General features: G+C 43.2%; 13 protein-coding genes. 11 read left to right on the top strand and 2 right to left on the bottom strand.

Annotated elements, in window-relative coordinates; all coding sequences use genetic code 11:
• Positions 1 to 6 precede the first annotated feature (6 nt).
• Positions 7 to 1008 carry a cytidylate kinase-like family protein gene (locus I4V44_RS13595; protein ID WP_055199616.1) on the top strand — a complete coding sequence of 334 codons (1002 nt, stop codon included), beginning with the start codon at positions 7 to 9 and terminating at the stop codon, positions 1006 to 1008.
• A 67-nt stretch (positions 1009 to 1075) separates the two neighbouring features.
• Here I4V44_RS13595 and I4V44_RS13590 read toward each other — a convergent pair whose 3' ends face one another.
• Positions 1076 to 2410 (bottom strand): sodium-dependent transporter, encoded by a 1335-nt coding sequence (locus tag I4V44_RS13590; RefSeq protein WP_118588052.1) that lies wholly within the window; start codon positions 2408 to 2410, stop codon positions 1076 to 1078.
• A 155-nt stretch (positions 2411 to 2565) separates the two neighbouring features.
• On the opposite strand from I4V44_RS13590, the gene I4V44_RS13585 reads away from it, so the two are divergent.
• The 9 genes from I4V44_RS13585 (at position 2566) to I4V44_RS13545 (ending at position 16307) form a co-directional block, all read left to right on the top strand.
• The gene (locus I4V44_RS13585) at positions 2566 to 3468 is read left to right on the top strand and encodes a LysR family transcriptional regulator (protein ID WP_243280280.1); all 903 of its coding nucleotides are present in this window, start codon (positions 2566 to 2568) and stop codon (positions 3466 to 3468) included.
• A gap of 233 nt (positions 3469 to 3701) precedes the next feature.
• Positions 3702 to 4166 carry a MarR family winged helix-turn-helix transcriptional regulator gene (locus I4V44_RS13580; protein ID WP_118588061.1) on the top strand — a complete coding sequence of 155 codons (465 nt, stop codon included), beginning with the start codon at positions 3702 to 3704 and terminating at the stop codon, positions 4164 to 4166.
• A 141-nt stretch (positions 4167 to 4307) separates the two neighbouring features.
• Positions 4308 to 6470 (top strand): ABC transporter ATP-binding protein, encoded by a 2163-nt coding sequence (locus tag I4V44_RS13575; protein ID WP_118759558.1) that lies wholly within the window; start codon positions 4308 to 4310, stop codon positions 6468 to 6470.
• Complete coding sequence (locus I4V44_RS13570) at positions 6467 to 8305, top strand: ABC transporter ATP-binding protein (RefSeq protein WP_026648721.1); 1839 nt, start codon at positions 6467 to 6469, stop codon at positions 8303 to 8305. The genes I4V44_RS13575 and I4V44_RS13570 overlap by 4 nt, the downstream gene beginning before the upstream one ends.
• Before the next feature lie 447 nt (positions 8306 to 8752).
• Positions 8753 to 10810 carry a HelD family protein gene (locus tag I4V44_RS13565; RefSeq protein ID WP_196002854.1) on the top strand — a complete coding sequence of 686 codons (2058 nt, stop codon included), beginning with the start codon at positions 8753 to 8755 and terminating at the stop codon, positions 10808 to 10810.
• 402 nt (positions 10811 to 11212) lie between these two features.
• The gene (locus tag I4V44_RS13560) at positions 11213 to 12361 is read left to right on the top strand and encodes a hypothetical protein (RefSeq protein WP_196002853.1); all 1149 of its coding nucleotides are present in this window, start codon (positions 11213 to 11215) and stop codon (positions 12359 to 12361) included.
• 162 nt (positions 12362 to 12523) lie between these two features.
• A complete protein-coding gene (locus I4V44_RS13555) occupies positions 12524 to 13336 on the top strand; it encodes a class I SAM-dependent DNA methyltransferase (protein WP_062807956.1) in 813 nt (270 codons plus the stop codon).
• A 117-nt stretch (positions 13337 to 13453) separates the two neighbouring features.
• Complete coding sequence (hslO, locus tag I4V44_RS13550; RefSeq protein ID WP_173697409.1) at positions 13454 to 14332, top strand: Hsp33 family molecular chaperone HslO; 879 nt, start codon at positions 13454 to 13456, stop codon at positions 14330 to 14332.
• A gap of 58 nt (positions 14333 to 14390) precedes the next feature.
• A complete protein-coding gene (locus I4V44_RS13545; protein ID WP_196002852.1) occupies positions 14391 to 16307 on the top strand; it encodes an NAD(+) synthase in 1917 nt (638 codons plus the stop codon).
• Between the two features lie 61 nt (positions 16308 to 16368).
• On the opposite strand, the gene I4V44_RS13540 is transcribed toward I4V44_RS13545, so the two are convergent.
• On the bottom strand, positions 16369 to 16806 hold the full coding sequence (locus I4V44_RS13540; protein WP_055057270.1) for an FMN-binding protein: 438 nt from the start codon (positions 16804 to 16806) through the stop codon (positions 16369 to 16371).
• A gap of 103 nt (positions 16807 to 16909) precedes the next feature.
• Between I4V44_RS13540 and addB the strand changes: the two genes are divergently transcribed.
• Entirely contained in the window at positions 16910 to 20284 is a 3375-nt protein-coding gene (gene addB, locus I4V44_RS13535; protein WP_196002851.1) for a helicase-exonuclease AddAB subunit AddB, read from the top strand.

Genomic DNA, 20284 nt, shown 5'->3' with positions numbered 1-20284 from the left:
ATCATTATGCAGGATAATCAGGAAAAATGTAAAGAACTTGCAATACGCATTTATAACCTGGACGAAGAAGTTTATAAATGTGTGGGTTCCTCTCTGGGACGTACATTTACAGGACAAAAAGAAACAACTCTCCGTCATCTGGCAGCACTGATGTATACCAAGCCGGACGGACATCTGCTCAGAAGTGAACTGGCGCTGATCAGTAACATGGCCCGTACCATCAGGGATAAGAGCGAGAGAAGACGTCTTATGATAGAGTATGACAGTATTCTGAAAGAGATTGAAAGTCTTCCGGATACATTTGGACAGACAGATATTGTAGATAAAGAACGTATCAGTCTGAATAATCTGATCGCAAGACGCCAGAATGAGATTTCCGAAAATGATCATCTGATCATCTGTATCAGCCGTACACAGGGAAGTGGCGGTAATGATATCGGATTTGAACTGGCGGATCAGCTTCAGATCAACTATTATGATGCAGAAATTTTTGATCAGGTTATGAAGCGTCTGCAGGCAGACAAAAATGCAGTGGGTGACGCCGGTAGTTTTGAAAGATTTGATAAATACAGAAAGAAAAAACATACAGATCTGAAAACCTGGTTCAGGGAATTTAACCGTTATCACGGACTTCCGAAGCAGGATGCCGTATTTTTCAATATGAGTGATCTGATCTGTGAACTGGCAAAGAGTGAAGACTGTGTGATCATGGGACGCTGCGCAGACACGATTCTTAAGAATAATCACATTCCGCATATCAGCCTGTTTATCAGTGCTCCTTTTCAGGTTCGTGTACAGCATGTTATGGATATCCGTAATATGAATCTGAAACAGGCAGTACGTTTTTTGAAGCAGATGGATAAGCAGCATAAGAAATATTATGAATTTTATACCGGTGAGAAATGGGGAAAACCGGAGAATTATGATTTGTGTATCAACAGTGCCAACTATGGACTGAAGGATACAATTGAGCTGATCCAAAGAATGCTGGATCAGAAAGTTCACTAAAATTAAAAATGATGGTTGGATAAAAAATAAGCTCTGTGGATAGATATAATCCACGGAGCTTATTTTTTTAACGCCAGTTGAATGTGAACATTCCATAAACATAGATAAAGGCAATCATAATCGGAAGCACAAACCGGAAGAGCGGTTTCATCCAGCTCTGTACCTTTAAGCCCTTACCTGTATTGGCCTCTTTGATAAAGTTATCCCAGCCCCATCCGAATTTATTACAGCAGAAGAGCGCAAGGACGAGAGAGCCAAGGGGTAAAATATTGTTGGAAACAATGAAATCCCAGAAATCAAGCCAGGTAGTTCCTTCGGCAAATGGATGGAAGTGGAATACACTGAAGCCAAGGGCAGTAGTAAGAGCCAGAAGGAAGATTCCTGCGCCGCAGACCACGCTGCCTTTTGGACGGGACCAGCCGGTAAGCTCACGGATCATTGCCAGGATATTCTCGCACACACCCAGGACAGTTGACATAGCTGCGAATACCATGAACAGGAAGAATAAGGATCCCCAGATACGTCCTCCGGACATGTTGTTAAAAACAGCCGCCATTGTATCAAACAGAAGACTTGGTCCTGCGTTTACTTCCAGATCAAAGGTGAAGCATGCAGGGAAAATAATAACGCCTGCAAGAAAAGCAACCAGTGTGTCCAGTGTGATCACATGGATGGCTTCGCCCATTAAGGAACGCTCTTTGCCAATGTAGCTGCCAAAGATAGCCATGCCGCCCATACCGGTAGACAAGGTGAAGAATGCCTGGTTCATGGCACCTACAACCACGGAACCGTTAATCTTTGAGAAGTCCGGTTTGAGGTAGAAAGTCATTCCCTCTCCTGCTCCATTGAGGAAAAGACTATGTACAGCAAGGGAAAGCATCAGTACCAGCAGTGCAAGCATCATATATTTTGTGACACGCTCCAGTCCTCCCTGAAGATTGAAGGAAAGGATAAAAAACGCTACTGCTACAGTGACCAGTAAGAAGAATACATTCACAGAGGGGGATGATATCATGGCTGAAAATCCCAGTGAAGAACTCCTACCTCTGAGAAACTGGACAAAATAATAAATGATCCATCCGCATACAACAGTGTAAAATGCCATCAGGGCAATATTTCCGATCAGACAGAACCAACCGAATATTCCCCATTTCTGTCCTGGCTTTTCCAGCTTACGGTACATGAAAAGGGGACTTGTCTGAGCCGCTCTTCCGATGGAAAATTCCAACACAAGAGCCGGGATTCCCAGGATGACCAGACACAGAAGATAGATCAGCATAAAGCTGCCGCCGCCATTTTGCCCGCACATCCACGGGAATTTCCATACATTTCCGCAGCCAATGGCGCAGCCGGCGGAAAGCATAATGAAGCCAAGCCGGCTTCCAAGCTGTTCACGTTTCATAAGATAACGCTCCCTTCAGAAGTTCATATAAGGGATATTATAAGATAAAAAACAATATTTGTAAAATTGATTGTTTTGTTGTATATTATTGAAAATATCGTTTGTATAAGAAAAATAATGCTTCTGCGTTTTGATGGGAAAATATTGAAAAAAATATGGGAAAGGAACGAGAAATGGATACAAATGTGTTAAAAACTTTTATTGCAGTATGTGAATATTCCGGATTTTCGGCTGCTGCAAAAGAACTGGGATATACCCAGTCTACAGTTTCTTCACAGATTAAACAACTGGAAAAGGAACTTGATGTCAGGCTGTTTGACCGTTATTATCATAAAATCAATCTTACGGAAAAGGGAGTTTTAGTTTTGCAGCAGGCTCGAAATATTCTGAAGGCACAGGCGAAAATGCTTGATTCGCTGAATTCGGCTGAAAGCATTGAAGGCGAGATTCGGTTGTCTATGTCCAGTTCTGTCTGCAGCAGATATTTTAAAAATGATTTTCTGTGTTTTCATCATCAGTATCCGGAAATAAAAGTGGAGATAACAGAAAACGGTACAGAGCAGATGTTTGATAAATTGCGGAAGAACGAAACAGATCTGGTTTTTACTCTGGACAGGCATATTTATGATTCGGATTTTATTATTTGTGCGGAACAGGAAGAACAGGTACATTTTATTGCAGCGGCTGATAATCCTGTTGCAGGCTGTTCATGGAAATTAAGTGAAATTTCTCAGAATGAGTTTGTGTTAACAGAACAAGCCATGAGCTACAGAAAAATACTGAATGAAACCCTTGCGTCCCAATCACTGGAAATCCGTCCGGTTCTTGAAATCGGAAATCCGCTTCAGATATGTGAACTGGTAAAAAACAGCAGCCTGCTTTCCTTTCTTCCGGATTTTATTTCGGAGAAATATGTGAAAGACGGACAGATTAAAAGACTGGATGTTGCCGGCTGCCCGGTAACTGTATGGACACAGTTGCTGCTCCACAAAAACAAATGGCGGTCTCCGGCAATTAATGTGTTTATAGAATTTTATAAAGAAGTTATGCAGAGATAGAGCTTGAAGAATATTGGAAATTTTATTCGACCTGAGATGAAAAAAATTAGCCGGGCAAAATAAAATTGAATATTTATAAATTGGAAATATCAAAGCTAAATCTAAAATAATTATAAACTGCACAAAAAACGCTTGCATTTTTTGTATAAAAGTATATTATATATGATTAGTCAGGCTAATTAAAGAATAATATCAGACCTGAAAGAGGACAGAGGCCGGAAAGGAGTGAAGTTATGTGGTGCCCGGAAGATGAGAAAGAGAAACGGGAAGAGAAAAGCATGCCTGCTCTCTTTATGGAAATCAACCGCCAATATGGTATGAGATGTATGCAGCGTATACGGGAAATCGGTATCCAACAGGGACAGATGCCGATCATTATGATCGTATACAGACATAACGGCTGCAGCCAGAAGGAGATTGCAGAGTGGATGGGTGTAACACCGCCCACTGTAAATGTAAGTATCCAGCGTCTGGAGAAAGCAGACATTGTCTGCAGGAAACGTGATGATAAAGACCAACGCATCATGCGTGTATATCTGACAGAAAACGGAAGAAAAATCGTGGAGGAGCTCCAGCAGGAAAGCAAAGCTGTGGAGAAAGTGATGTTCAGCAATTTCAGCGAAGCGGAGCTATGTCTTTTACGAAGGTTTTTTGGGCAGATTTTGGATAATATTTCGGAGATACCTGTCAACAGGTAGAAACTGAAAAATACATGATGGAGCAGATTGAGAAAACTGTATCAGCATGTTCAGATAAAAAATAATATTGTCTGTGAAAGAACTGACACGTGAGTTTAAACAGACATACATATTAAAAATAGGAAAAGAGGGAATCAAGCAATGATTAAACTGATGAAATATCTGAAGAAATCAGCGGGATACATTGTCCTGATCATAGCACTTCTGTTTCTGCAGGCGTACTGTGATCTTTCCCTGCCGGATTATACCTCCAAGATCATTAATGTAGGTATCCAGCAGAAAGGTATTGAAGACAGTGTGCCGGATAAGCTTCGGGATTCAACCCTGCAGAATCTTCAGATTTTTATGGATGAGGATCAGAAAAAGGAAGTTTCACAGAATTATACACAGGAAGATGATACCTGGTTATTAAACGATGATATTTCCAAAGAAACCAGAGAGAATTTAAATGAGGATTTCTCAAAGGCAATGATGATGGTAGCTGCCTTTTCCGAAGACAGTGAGCAGGGGCAGGCAATGGTTGCACAGATGGGCCTTCCGGAGGGAACAGACCCGTTGACAGCACTGGCACAGATGCCGGAAGAAGCAGTACAGCAGATTATGAGTCAGATGGATGAGAAGCTGAAAGATATGCCGGAGTCTATTGTGACACAGGCTGGTGTTTCCTTTGTTGCTTCAGAATATGAAGCACTGGGGAAAGATGTGGATGCCATTCAGATGCATTACATCCTGATGTCAGGTATCAGAATGCTTGCCATGGCACTGGTGATCATGCTGGCAGCAATCAGCGTCACATTTATTTCGGCCAGAGTGGCAGGCAGACTTGGTCATGACCTGAGAAACAGCATTTACCGTAAGGTTATGAGCTTCTCCAGCAGAGAATATCACAAATTCTCCACAGCATCCCTGATCACACGAAGCACCAATGATGTGCAGCAGGTACAGCAGGTTATGGCAATGATGTTCCGTATTGTTCTGTACGCGCCGATCCTTGGTATTGGTGGTGTGCTCAAGGTATTGAACACAGATTCTTCCATGACATGGATCCTTGGTGTGGCAGTTGGCCTGATCCTGATTGTGATCTTTGTGCTGTTCCAGGTGGCAATGCCTAAATTCACTATCTTACAGACTCTGATCGACAGACTGAATCTGGTATCCCGTGAGATCCTGACAGGTATCCCTGTTGTCCGTGCATTCAGCCGTGAGAAGCATGAGGAAGATCGTTTTGAGAAAGCAAACCTGGATCTGACAAAAACAAACCTGTTTGTCAACAGATGTATGACTTTTATGATGCCCATTATGATGTTGATCATGAATGGTGTATCTGTACTTATTATTTACAGTGGTGCCCATGCAGTAGACAACGGAACCATGCAGGTTGGTAATGTTATGGCATTTATCCAGTATGCAATGCAGATCATTATGTCCTTCCTGATGATCACTGCAATGTCTATTATGCTCCCGAGAGCAAATGTTGCAGCGCTTCGTATTGATGAGGTTCTGAAAACAGAGGTTTCTATTCAGGATCCGGAAACTCCGGTACATCCGTCAGAAAATGTGAAAGGTGAGATCGAATTTGACCATGTATCCTTCGCTTACCCAGAAGCAGGTGAGAATGTACTGACAGACATTTCCTTTAAAGCAAAGAAAGGTCAGACGATCGCAGTGATCGGAAGTACTGGAAGCGGTAAGAGTACCCTGATCAACCTGATCCCAAGATACTATGATGTGACAAAGGGTTCTGTTAAAGTGGATGGTGTGGATGTCCGCGACATGACTCAGAAAGAACTTCGTGACAAACTGGGATATGTGCCGCAGAAGGGTGTACTTTTCTCAGGTACTATTGATTCCAATATCCGCTATGGTAAGCCGGAGATCACTGATGCACAGGTAAAAGAAGCAGCAGAGGTTGCACAGGCTACAGAATTTATTGATACAAAACCGGAGAAATATGAATCCCCTGTATCACAGGGAGGTACCAATGTTTCGGGTGGACAGAAACAGCGTCTGTCCATTGCCAGAGCCATTGCAAAGGATCCGGAGATATTTATCTTTGATGACAGCTTCTCTGCTCTTGACTTTAAGACTGACAGTCAGTTAAGAAAGGCATTGAAGGAGTACACCAAGGATGCAACTACTGTGATCGTTGCCCAGAGAATCAGTACCATCCTTGGTGCAGACCAGATCATTGTACTGGACGACGGACATATGGCAGGTATTGGAACTCATAAGGAACTGATGGCAAATTGTGAGGTATATCAGCAGATTGCAAGATCTCAGTTATCAGAGGAGGAACTGGCATGAGCGAACAGAGAAGAAGAGGTCCTATGGGAGGACATGGACGTATGATGTCCGGCGAAAAGGCGAAAGACTTCAAGGGTTCCATGGCTAAGCTTTTCCGTTATATGGGACGATATAAATTCCGCTTTATACTGATGTTTATCTTTGCAGTAGCGGGAACTGTGTTTAGTATTGTAGGGCCTAAGATTTTAGGTAAGGCGACCACAGAGCTGTTTAACGGCCTGGTTGCCAAGGTAAACGGAACCGGTGAAATTGACTTCGGAAAGATCGGGATGATCCTGTTATGGACACTTGGATTATATGTGTTAAGTGCATGCTTTTCCTTTGTACAGGGATTCGTAATGTCAGGGATCTCCAATGATGTTACCTATAATCTGAGAAAAGATATTTCAAAGAAAATCAACAGACTGCCTCTGAACTATTATGAGAGCAGAACAAACGGTGAGATCCTCTCCCGTATCACCAATGATGTGGATACTCTGCAGATGAGTCTGAACCAGAGTCTGACACAGCTGATCACATCAGTGACAACCCTGATCGGTGTATTTATTATGATGCTTTCCATCAATGTGTGGATGACTCTGGCAGCACTTCTGATCCTGCCGGTTTCCATGTTCATCATCCAGACTGTCATGAAGCATTCCCAGAAATACTTCCAGGATCAGCAGAGCTATCTGGGTAAAGTAAACGGTCAGATCGAAGAAAACTTCGGTGGTCATAATGTGGTCCGGGTTTTCAACAAAGAGAATGATGTAGTAGAAGAATTTGAGAAAGATAATCAGAAGCTTTATGAATCTGCATGGAAATCTCAGTTTTTCTCAGGAATGATGATGCCGATCATGCAGTTTGTAGGTAACCTTGGATATGTAATGGTAGCTCTCTTAGGCGGCGTGTTTGTAATCAAAAAAAGTATTGAAGTCGGTGATATCCAGTCCTTCTTCCAGTACATCCGTAACTTTACACAGCCAATCCAGCAGATTGCACAGGTTACAAACCTGTTACAGTCCTCAGCAGCAGCTTCCGAACGAGTATTTGAATTCTTGGAGGAGCCGGAAGAGAGTCAGAATGAGAAGAACCCTGTAGATGTTAATACACTTACAGGAGATGTACAGTTTGAACATGTAAAATTCGGTTACAATCCGGATAAGATCATTATTAATGATTTCTCTGCAGATGTGAAGGATGGCCAGAAGATTGCCATTGTAGGTCCCACAGGTGCAGGAAAGACAACTATGGTGAAACTGCTTATGAGATTCTATGATCTCAATGGCGGAAGTATTAAGGTAGACGGTTATGACATCAAAGACTTTAACAGAAGCAGTCTGAGAGAGATGTTTGGTATGGTGCTTCAGGATACCTGGCTGTTCTCAGGAACCATTATGGAAAATATCCGTTACGGACGTCTGGATGCTACAGATGAAGAGGTGATCGCAGCAGCAAAGGCAGCCCATGTGCACAACTTTATCATGCAGCAGCCGGGCGGCTATGACATGGTTCTGGATGAAGAAACCAGTAATATTTCCCAGGGACAGAAACAGCTTCTTACTATTGCCAGGGCAATTCTTGCCAATAATAAGATCCTGATTCTGGATGAGGCAACCTCCTCTGTAGATACCAGAACCGAAGTGCGTATCCAGAAAGCCATGGACAATCTGATGAAGGGCAGAACCAGCTTTGTGATCGCACACAGACTTTCTACCATCAAGGATGCAGACCTGATCCTGGTTATGAAAGACGGTGACATTATCGAGCAGGGAAATCATGAAGAGCTTCTGTCTAAGAAAGGCTTCTATGCAGACCTGTATAACAGTCAGTTTGAGAATAAGGCAACTGCTTAAAATATAAAGTTACAATCCCTCAGGGGTATTTGTGAAAGAGAATATATCCGGCTCCAGGCTAATGCAGATATTTCCTTCGCCAGGAAGATATAGGATCACACAGATACCGGCTGAGGGATTTTTGCCGGATTTTTGTCTTTTCTGTAAGAGGGGAATATGTTATAATTAAAAACCAATCTACGAAAATTGATATATTTTGTTACTGTTCACTGGTAATATCCCGCGAGGTGTTTTTTGTGAGCGAAGGTCACAGAAAACCCGAGACATACCGCGCGAATTTATGCGATTAGCATAAACTCTGTGCATCGCGAAGCGTGTTGCTGGGAACGGAGTGAACAGTAACTATATTTTATCATCATAATAACAAGAGAAAATGATAACAATAATAAGGAGTATTGTAGCTGTGAAGTTACTGAACAGTTGCAAATATCAGAGGATATCAACAATATGACAGATAAGAAAAACGGCAGAGAATATCTGGGCTATGTACTGGAAAAATTAAAAGAACGTATCACAGAAATCAGCCTTTCTCTGGTGGAAGGCCAGAAAGAGATTGAGGGAATGCATGAGTATTACTGGGAAAATTATACAGAGATGGACCAGTATGGCTATGAGAATTATGATAATCAGCAGGCATTGTTCCGCCAGATTTCCGCAAATGAAGAGCAGCTGATCCTGAAGCAGAGATTTCGCAGAATGGCAGATTCTCCATTCTTCGGAAGAGTGGATTTCATTTACGAAGGAGAGGACGAACCGGAGATCTTTTATATTGGAATTGGAAATTTTGCAGAGAAAGCAGGGCATATTCCATTAGTATACGACTGGCGTGCTCCGGTAAGCGGTCTGTTTTATGACTATGACAAAGGACCGGCTTCTTATGAGGCTCCCATGGGCGAGATTCATGGTGAGGTTGCTTCGAAATGGCAGTATAAGATCCGCAACGGAAAAATGATCTACGAATTTGAGAGTGATGTGAAGATCGATGATGAGATCCTGAAAGCAGAGCTGGGAAGTAACGGTGAGGTACAGCTTAAGAACATTATCCGTACCATTCAAAAGGAGCAGAATGCCATTATCCGAAATACCAAAGACAGGATCATGGTGATCCAGGGTGCAGCAGGAAGCGGTAAAACTTCCGTGGCGCTTCACAGGATCGCCTATCTTCTCTACCATGACAGACAGAATCTGAAGTCTTCCAATATTCTGATCCTGTCACCAAATGGAGTGTTTTCCGATTATATTTCCCATATCCTTCCTGAACTGGGAGAAGAGAATATTAAGGAAATGAGCTTTGATCTTTTTGCCTATAAGCAGCTTAGGGATACAGTTTCTGACTGCGAAGACCGCTATGATGAAATTGAACGCAGAATCCGTTTTCCGCAGAAAGCTTCTTTGGCAGAGGAAAAGCAGTCCATGGAATTTATAAATCTTATGGAACGCTATCTGGTGGAACTGGAAGACCGGCTGATGAATTTTAAAGATGTGGAATATAAGGGATTTGTAAAGAAAGAATCAGAGATTATTGAATTGTTTTATTTCAAATTCCAGGATTTTCCACTGCTCTCAAGGATGGATGCAGTTGCAGATTATTTCATTGACGAGGTGGAAACTCTGCGGGACCGTGATCTGGCAGATGATGAGAAAGACCTGATCCGCGAGAAATTCATGAAGCTGTATGTGACCGGAGATCTTTATGTGATCTACAGTCAGTTCCTGAAAGAAAATGGATACAAAGGACTTCCGCGTGTTTCTTATGAGAAAAGAAAGCTGAAATATGAGGATGTTTATCCTGTTCTTTACCTGAAATATCGTTTGCAGAGCCAGCAGGGAAGAAGCAATATCAAGCATCTGGTGGTAGATGAGATGCAGGATTACGCAAGGCTTCAGTATGAAATTCTGCAGAGGATTTTCTCCTGCAGAATGACGATCCTGGGTGACCGGGCACAGACTATGGATGATAAACAGCAGGATGTGCTGAAATTTCTGCCGAAGATTTTCGGGAGGGATATCCACAAGATCATTATGAATAAGAGTTACCGTAACACCATAGAGATTGCGTCTTATGCAAATCAGCTTGCGGGTATTGAAGATATGGAACTCTTTGAACGTCATGGTGCTCCGGTGGAGGAGAAAATATTTGCAGATATGAGCCATGCTGCGGAAGAGATTGCAGAAACTCTGAAACTCGGCGAAGAAGAATATGAAACAGCAGCGGTTGTCCTGCGTACAGAGAAAGAAGCAGAACATATGTGGCTTCTTCTGAAGGAAATTCTGGGAGAAAAAGGATTTGATATAAAAGAACGTCTGTCTTATCTGGACAGAAACAGCACAAGCTTTAAGAAAGGTCTTACAGTTACGACATTCTATCTGGCAAAAGGTCTGGAATTTGATCAGGTATTTGCAGTATTTCCGCAGAAAGATCAGAGCCCGCTTGTGCGTCAGGCGAGATATATCGCTGCAACAAGAGCCCTTCATGAACTGCATATGTATGAAGTGGAAAAATAAAAAAGTAATCGTTACTGTTCACTCCGTTCACAGTAACGTAGCCAAAATTCATTCCAGATTGCCTGCGGCAATGGAATTTTGGCTTGTATGTTTCGGGATAGTGGTGTGTGAACAGTAACAAGTAATCTCTCAGTTACAGAGAAAAAAAGATAAATGGTATGATGAAGCAGAAAAATGGCGTTATGACAGACTATGCAAATCGCAGAAGGCTGAGAAATCGACATTGACATCTATGTAATGAAATTGTAAAATATATAATGTTAGGGGCAAAATATCTTTTGACCCTGACATCATATTTTATAAAGTACGGAACAGTTATAATAATATCAGAGAGAGGTTTCCTCTCCTGACCTGATATCAAATATTACCTGAAGACTATATATCTATTCTAAGGAGGATATTATGAAAAATAAAAGAGTACTAATGTTATTGGCCTTAACAGCTGTATTATCTGTTTCCATGACTGCATGTAACTTTGGAGGCGGCAGTGACGAGGATTCAAGTGTGGTACAGGTAACTCCTACACCGGAGCCAACCAAAGCAGCGAAAGCAACTCCTACCCCTGCACCGGCCAATGCCCAGAATACTACCTATACATCTAAGAACAAAGCAGTATCCATTAAACTTCCGGATGCGACATGGGCGAATAAATCAGATTCTGACGATATGTTAAGCTTCGAGTCACCGAAACAGGGCAAACTCCTGATCCTGCATGGTTCTGGTGAGGAGGATATGTCTGTGGCGATCATTCCAAGCTCACAGGATACAGCCTCTGCACTTGTAAAGGCAGATAATCTTGTAGAAGGTACAGATTTTGAGATCCAGGATTATAAATCAGAGGAAGTCAGCGGTGTAAATGTTTACAGCTATACAGTTCATTACCTCACTGACAAGAGTGACTATAAATATGTTGTAAATAAATATTTCACAGATAATACAACAGAATTTTACAGTGTTGCAGGTTCTGTAAAGGATGAGAAAGCACTGGCAGGAATCAAGACTTCTGTTGATTCATTCACTATTTCTGGTGATTCTGTACTGAAAGCAGCAGCAACAGGAAAAACTTCAGGAACTACAGCAGGTACAACTGCGGACGGCACTTCAGGAACTACAGGAACAGCGGCTGCAGGTACAGACGGAACAGCATCCGGCAGTTCATCAGATGGAAGCTCTTCAGCAGGTACAGACGGCTCTTACAGTGATACTTCATCGGACGGTTCATCAGATTACAGTTCTTCAGACTATACTTCTGATGGCAGCAGCGACGGATCTTATGATTATGACGATGGTTCCTCCAATGGATATTATGCAGACGGAACACCTGTAGGAACAGATGATCCGGACTATGATACAGATCAGACAAGAACTATTTACAGAAACTCCGACGGATATCCGCTTGTAATTTATCCGAATGGTGACGGTACATGGTGTGATGATGACGGAAATACCTATGATTTTGCTAATGGCGAGGACGTTTATGATGAGAACGGCGTTGACTATTACTATCATGGAGAACCGGCGTATGTCCGCTATATGCCTAAGAATCAGTAACAGAAAAGTTGAAAAGGACGGCTGCTGTAAAAAACAGTCGTCCTTTTTTGCGCTGACAGAGACCAACCTGTTATTTACATAAGAACGGATGTTGTGGTAGAATAGCAGAGAAAATATGTGTTGCTGTGAACAGTAAAACAGGTAGATAATGAGGGCTGATGAATGGAATCATATGGAAGATTTGCCGGTGTTTATGATGTTTTCATGGATAATGTAAACTATCGTGAATGGGCAGACTATATTATAGAAACATTGGCTCAGGACGGGATCAGGGATGGTCTGGTTCTGGAGCTGGGATGTGGAACAGGTACTGTGACAGAGATGCTTGCAGATGCCGGATACGATATGATCGGTATCGATAATTCTGAGGAGATGCTTGCAGAGGCTATGGAGAAGCGGGCGGAATCCGGTCATGATATTCTATATCTTTTGCAGGATATGCAGGATTTTGAGTTATATGGTACGGTTCGTGCTGTAATCAGTGTCTGTGACAGTATGAATTATCTGACGGACGAGGAAGATCTGGAGTATCTTTTTGCGCTGGTAAATAATTATCTGGATCCGGGCGGGCTGTTCATTTTTGATATGAATACGATCCATAAATACCAGGATGTGATCGGCGATACGACTATTGCTGAGGACAGAGAGGACGGAAGCTTTATCTGGGAGAACAGTTATGACAGGGAAAATGCCCTGAATGTATATGAACTGGCACTTTTTCTTCCAAGAGAAGACGGATTGTATGAGAAGTGTGAGGAGGAACATGTACAGAAAGCGTATTCCATAGAAGCAATCAAGGCTATGATTGTGAAGGCAGGAATGGAACTGGTGGCAGTCTATGATGCGTATACTCATAATCCGGGTGATGAGAATTGTGAACGTCTGACTTTTGTTGCAAGAGAGCATGGAAAAAGTGCACAGAACGGATATCATGGAAGGATTCCGGAGAAACCTGAGACACATCGCGCAGATTGATGCAATTATAGCAAGCCTCTTAATTAATGCATTATTTACGGGGATTGCTATTGATTTGACGTTAAGCCATGGACAAAATGAAAATAATATGAAAGAAATAACAGGAGTAATAAACGAATGAACGATTATATTATCAGAGCAATTGCAGCGAATGATCAGATTCGGGCATTTGCGGCAGTTACTACAGAAACAGTAGAAACAGCGAGACAGGATCACAATACAAGCCCGGTTGCAACAGCGGCACTGGGACGTCTTCTTACAGCAGGTGCCATGATGGGTACCATGATGAAGGGGGATAAGGATATCCTTACACTTCAGATTAAGGCAGGAGGTCCTCTGGAAGGAATTACTGTGACTGCAGATTCCAAAGGTCGTGTAAAGGGATATGTGGGAAATCCTGATGTATGTATCCCGGCGAACAGCAAGGGAAAACTGGATGTTGCAGGTGCTGTCGGTGTAGGATTTATGAACGTGATCAAGGATATGGGACTGAAAGAGCCTTATGTTGGACAGGTTGCGCTTCAGACCAGCGAGATCGCAGAAGATCTTACCTATTATTTTGCTACAAGTGAACAGGTACCGTCAGCAGTTGGTCTTGGAGTTCTTATGAATAAAGACAATACAGTACGTCAGGCTGGCGGATTTATCGTGCAGCTGATGCCGTTTGCGGAAGAAAGCACAATTGCGAAGCTTGAGGAAAATGTGCAGAAAATCACATCTGTCACAAATCTTCTGGAAGAGGGGCATACTCCTGAGAGCCTGCTTGAGAAAGTCCTTGAGGGCTTTGACATGGAGATCAATGAGAAAGTTCCTACGGAATTTTACTGTAACTGTACCAGAGAAAGAGTGGAGAAAGCCCTGATCAGCATCGGAAGAAAAGAACTCAATGAAATGATCCAGGAAGGTAAGTCCATTGAGATGAACTGCCATTTCTGTAATAAGAATTATGAATTTACAGTGGAAGAACTGAAAGAAATCCTGCGTAAATGTAAATAAGAGACGCCAATGTACTGACAGATAGATCTGCCGGAGCACAGGGAAGAAGAGGTAGAAAATGAAAAACGGTTATATCAAAACAGCAGCCGCAACACCTTATATCACAGTTGCAGACTGCAATGCCAATGGAAATGAGATTATCAGACTGATCCATGAGATGGAAAAAGAACATGTGAAGGTTATGATTTTTCCGGAGCTTTGTATCACAGGCTATACCTGTCAGGATCTTTTCCTGCAGAGACGTCTTCTCGACAGCGCCTGGGAAACCTTGCTGAAGATCACAAAGGAAACTGCTGATGTGGATGCCCTTGTTTTTGTAGGTGTGCCTTTCAGAAATCATGGAAAATTATATAATGTGGCAGCAGTTTTAAACAGAGGCGAGATCATTGGTCTGGTTCCGAAAACTTATCTTCCAAACTATGGAGAATTTTATGAGCAGCGCCATTTTGCATCAGGTCTTGGCTGTCTGGAATATGTGGATATTGAGGGAAAGAGAGTTCCTTTTGGAACAGATATTCTTTTTATCTGTGAGGAGGAGCCGGAGCTTGTGGCAGCAGCAGAGATCTGTGAGGATTTATGGGTGACACTGCCGCCAAGCGTTCTCCATGCACAGGCAGGAGCGAATCTGATCGTGAATCTGTCAGCCAGCAATGAGATGGTCGGAAAGGACAGCTACCGCAGAGATCTTGTTTCCGGACAGTCTGCACGTCTGGTGTGCGGATATGTATATGCAAATGCAGGAGAAGGTGAGTCTACACAGGATCTGGTCTTTGGCGGTCAGAATATGATCGCAGAGAATGGAGTGATCCTTGCGGAAGGAAAACGTTTCCACAATGGTATTGTATGTAGTGAGATTGATGTGCAGAGGCTGAACGATGAGAGAAGAAGACTGACTACTTATCAGCCGGCTGACGACAGTGATCATATTAAAGTACGCTTCCATCTGAATGTGGAAGAGACAAAGCTGACCAGAAAATATCCGCAGTATCCTTTCGTACCTTCACGAAAAGAAGAAAGGGATATGCGCTGTGATGAAATCCTGAATATCCAGGCAATGGGACTTAAGAAACGTATGGATCATATCCATTGCCATAAGGCAACAGTGGGACTTTCCGGAGGTCTGGATTCCACACTGGCACTGCTTGTGATCGCAAGAGCCTTTGACCTTTCCGGTGCGGACAGAAAGGATATCCACTGTATTACCATGCCATGCTTTGGAACCACAGACAGAACTTATCAGAATGCCTGCAAATTAAGTCAGTGTCTGGGTGCGACTTTAAGTGAGATCAATATCAAAGAAGCGGTAAATGTACATTTCCGGGATATTGCTCATGATCCGTCTGTGCATGATGTGACTTATGAGAACAGCCAGGCAAGAGAGAGAACGCAGATCCTGATGGACAGTGCAAATCAGGATGGCTCGATTCTGGTGGGAACAGGAGATCTGTCTGAGCTGGCTCTGGGATGGGCAACCTACAATGGTGACCATATGTCCATGTACGGCGTGAATGCTTCAGTGCCGAAAACTCTGGTGCGTCATCTTGTACGTTATTATGCGGATACCTGCAAAGATGAGAAGCTGACAGAGGTTCTTCTTGATATTCTGGATACACCGGTAAGTCCGGAGCTTCTGCCGCCTAAGGATGGCAAGATCGCACAGAAGACAGAAGATCTGGTGGGACCTTATGAACTTCACGATTTCTATCTGTACTATATGCTTCGTGCAGGATTTGAACCGGAGAAAATTTACAGGCTGGCATGTGAGACTTTTGAAGGAATGTATGATAAGGAGACAATCTTCAAATGGCTGAAAACCTTCTATTGGAGATTTTTTGCACAGCAGTTTAAACGTTCCTGCCTTCCGGATGGCCCGAAGGTGGGAAGCGTTGCGGTTTCACCGAGAGGTGATCTGAGAATGCCAAGTGATGCAAGTGCAGGAGTATGGCTGGAGCAGCTTGAAAATATGGATATTTAGAATCGCATAGCGGAGTGGAGGATTTTATCCGCATGATTTTGCATGGTGAAGCGGAGAACGATCAGTTGTTCTCCGCTTTTTTCAGTGCTGTTTCAATTGCATTCAAAAGAATCATGGAAGTATACTTCTGATCTTCAGAATATTGGATGTTTTCCAGCGACTGGGAGGTATAGATCTGGCTGGCCAGTGATTCCAGAGCCGGTTCCATGAGAGGAAACATGGCTGCGGTGCTTTCACTTAAATTTACCAGACGGATGGAAGTTACCCTGTCAGAGTCAACGGTTACTTCCAGGTCAAAGGTGTTTTCATTCAGGTCGATGGAGGAAGTATAAATTCCCGGTTTGTACAGGCTTTTGGCATCGGCTGAGGCACTTTTTTTCTGACCGGATCCAAACATGAAAAAAAGTACAATAGCCAGGATGACAGCAAGAAGAAGGAAAATGCCGGTGTATATAACTTCCTTCATATGTAGGACTATGATTTTTGTTTTTGCACTCATGGTACACGCCTCCTGGATGGTTTTGTATATTCTATTACAGAAGTGCTTAAATTATGATATACTGAAACAACGAATGTGAGTAACCGACAGTAAGGAGAGAAGAATGTCATTACAGTTTATTATCGGCAGTTCCGGTGCCGGAAAGTCTTATTTTGCATATGAGAGAGTAATCCGGGAGTCCATGGAACACCCGGAGAGAAATTACTATATTATTGTTCCGGAGCAGTTTACCATGCAGACACAGAAGACGCTGGTGGAAATGCATCCGGGAAAAGGAATCCTGAATATTGACATCCTGAGCTTTGAACGTCTTGCGTACCGTGTATTTGAAGAAACCGGCGGAGATAACAGAAAGGTTCTGGAAGATACGGGAAAAAGCATGGTGCTGCAGAAAATGGTGCAGCAGCACAGAAAGGAACTTGCCTATCTGGGAAGTCAGATGAATAAGCCGGGATATCTGGATGAGGTGAAGTCTCTGGTTTCAGAATTTATGCAGTATGATATCAGAGAAGAGAATCTGGCAGAAATGAAAGAGAAGGCCAAAGATCAGCCATTACTTGAAATGAAGCTTAAGGATGTGGGAATCCTTTATCAGTCATTCAGGGAATTCCTGAAGGGGCATTATATGACAGGGGAAGAGGTGATGGATGTCCTGCTTAAACAGCTTCCTTTTTCCGAAAAACTTAAGGGAGCGGAATTTCTCTTTGATGGATTTACCGGATTCACGCCAATTCAGGTCAATGTGCTCAGGGAACTTCTGGTCATTGCTGACCGCATAAGTGTTACTGTGACTATGGACGAACGGGAGGATGCTTTTTCTCCGGGAAAACCTTATCAGCTTTTCTTTATGAGCAAGCAGATGATACGGACACTTGCAGGGCTGACCAGAGATCTGGAGGATCCAGTGTATCTGAAACCATCCGGACAGTCCCGGTTTGCACAGGCACCTGCCTTACAGTTTCTGGAGAAAAATATCTTCCGCTACAGAAAGGGCGTGTATGCCGAAGAACAGCAGGAGATAAAAATATTTACTGCGCCATCCCCCCTGGAAGAAATGCGGGAGGCTGCCAGAAGGATGTCAGAACTTGTGCGTACCTGCGGATACCGCTATGGTGAAATTGCAGTGATCACAGGAAATCTGGAAGAATATGCAAGACTTGCAGCACAGGTATTTGAGGAGGCAGATATTCCATATTTTATTGATGAGAAGCATTCGGTAATGATGAATCCTTTTGTGGAGTATCTGCGCGCTGCCATGGAGATGGCGGTACAGGGATTTCCTTATGAGAGTGTTTTCCGTTATCTCAGATGCGGGATGTCAGAAGTTACCAGAGAACAGGCTGATAAGCTGGAGAATTACGTGCTGGCGCTGGGAATCCGGGGATATAAGAAATGGTCTGAAAAATGGGTTCGTGTATACAGAGGAATGGAAGCGGAGAAGATACAGGAACTGAATGAGATCAGAGAAATCTTTGCGGAAGAAGTAAGGGAACTTGCGCAGGGGTTTGGTTCCGGGAAGAAGACAGTGGAAGAGTACTGCCGGATTCTCTATGAGTTTATCCAAAAAAGCAATGTCTGGCAGAAACTGAAACGACAGGAGCGAAAGTTTAAAGAGTCAGGCGATAAAGCAATGGAAAAAGAATATAACCAGATTTATGGAATTGTGATGGACCTGCTGGATAAGATGGTTGAGATTCTTGGCGAAGAAACGGTAAACAGACAGGAGTTCCGACAGCTTCTGGAATCAGGACTTTCTCAGGCAAAAGTAGCGCTGATTCCGCCGAGCATAGATCAGGTAATGGTGGGTGATATGGAACGATCCCGCTTAAAGGAGATTAAGGCGTTGTTCTTTGTTGGCGTGAATGAGGGAAATATCCCAAAGAGCACACAGACAGGCGGAATCTTATCAGAGCTTGACAGGGATTTCTTCCAGGAGCAGGGAGTGGAACTGGCACCGGGGCCTAAAGAACTGATGAATATGCAGAGGTTTTATCTGTATCTGAATATGACGAAACCGGGAGAAAAGCTGATCCTCTCCTATAGTGATACAAATGCAAAAGGAGAAGGCATAAGTCCGGCATATCTGATCGGGAGTATACGCAGTCTGTATCCGAAGCTGGAAATTGAGGGCGGAGCCGGGGTCAGACCCCATAAAAATTCTATAAACAATTATTGTTATCCGGAAAATCCGGAAGCTGGGATTGATCTGTTTCTGGAGAAGCTGGTACAGGAGACAGAGAAAGAACATGAGGATATTCTGGAGCAGGCAGATGAGACGGATGCAATGTTTGGAGAGCTTTATAGCTGGTATCTGCGGAATCCGGAATACAGAAGCAGAGTACAGAAGCTGGTACAGTCGGCTTTTGCCGGAAAACCAGAGGACATTATCAGCCAGAGTGTGGCGAAAGCATTATACGGAGAGGTTTCACCTTACAGTGCTACCAGACTGGAACGTTTTGCAGCCTGTGCATTTGCACATTTCCTTCAGTATGGAATGAAGCTTACCGAGCGTGTGGAATATGAGTTTAAACCTATGGATATGGGAAATGTTATGCATGAAGCACTGGAAAGCTTTGCAGAAGAAGTGCGAAAAAGAGGCATGAAATGGACAGAGCTGACAGAACAGGAACGGAATGAGATTGCGGACCGGTGTCTGGATAATATTGTGGCAGATTATGGAAACACGGTGCTCAAAAGCAGTGCCAGAAATGAATATATGATCGAGAGAACAAGGAGAATTCTCAGAAGGACGGTATGGGCACTTCAGAAACAGTTGGAACAGGGAGAATTTCAGCCGGAAGGCTTTGAGGTAACCTTCGGGGGAGGACGGATTGACAGAGTAGATATTATGGAAGATCAGAATAAGGTGTATGTGAAGGTGATTGATTATAAAACCGGAAATACATCCTTTGACCTGGTTTATCTGTATCATGGCCTGCAGTTACAGCTGATGATCTATCTGGATGGTGCTCTGCGTGTAGAGCAGAAGAAATATCCGGATAAGGAGATTATTCCTGCGGGAGTTTTCTATTACAATATCAAGGATCCTATGATCCAGGAGAAGATAGATGCGGATGTGGAAGCAGTCAGTGCAGGTCTTATGAAAGAACTGAAGATGAATGGGCTGGTTCAGGCAGATCCGGAGCTTGTGTACAGGATGGACAGCAGTCTTGGCTCCATTCCTGTCGCATTTAATAAGGACGGAAGCTTTCGCAAAAATTCTTCTGTGGCAGACAGAACACAGTTCGCAGTGCTTGGACGGTATGTAAGGACGAAGATTGAGAAGATAAGAAGTTCTATTCTGGAGGGAGATGCAGAGGTTTCTCCCTATGAGCTCGGAAAAAAGAATGCGTGTACTTATTGTCCGTATATGACGGTATGCGGATTTGACCGCAGGCTGTCAGGATATGAATTCCGCAGACTGAAAAACTTCTCTGATGAGGAATTATGGAAAGCATTTGACAGGGAGGCAGAATAA

Origin of the sequence: Blautia sp. 1001283B150304_161114_C9, from assembly GCF_015668165.1 — a bacterium.
Taxonomy (GTDB): Bacteria; Bacillota; Clostridia; order Lachnospirales; family Lachnospiraceae; genus Blautia_A; species Blautia_A wexlerae.
Note: the sequence above shows the minus strand (reverse complement) of the source record. Positions and strands in the feature narration are given on the sequence as shown.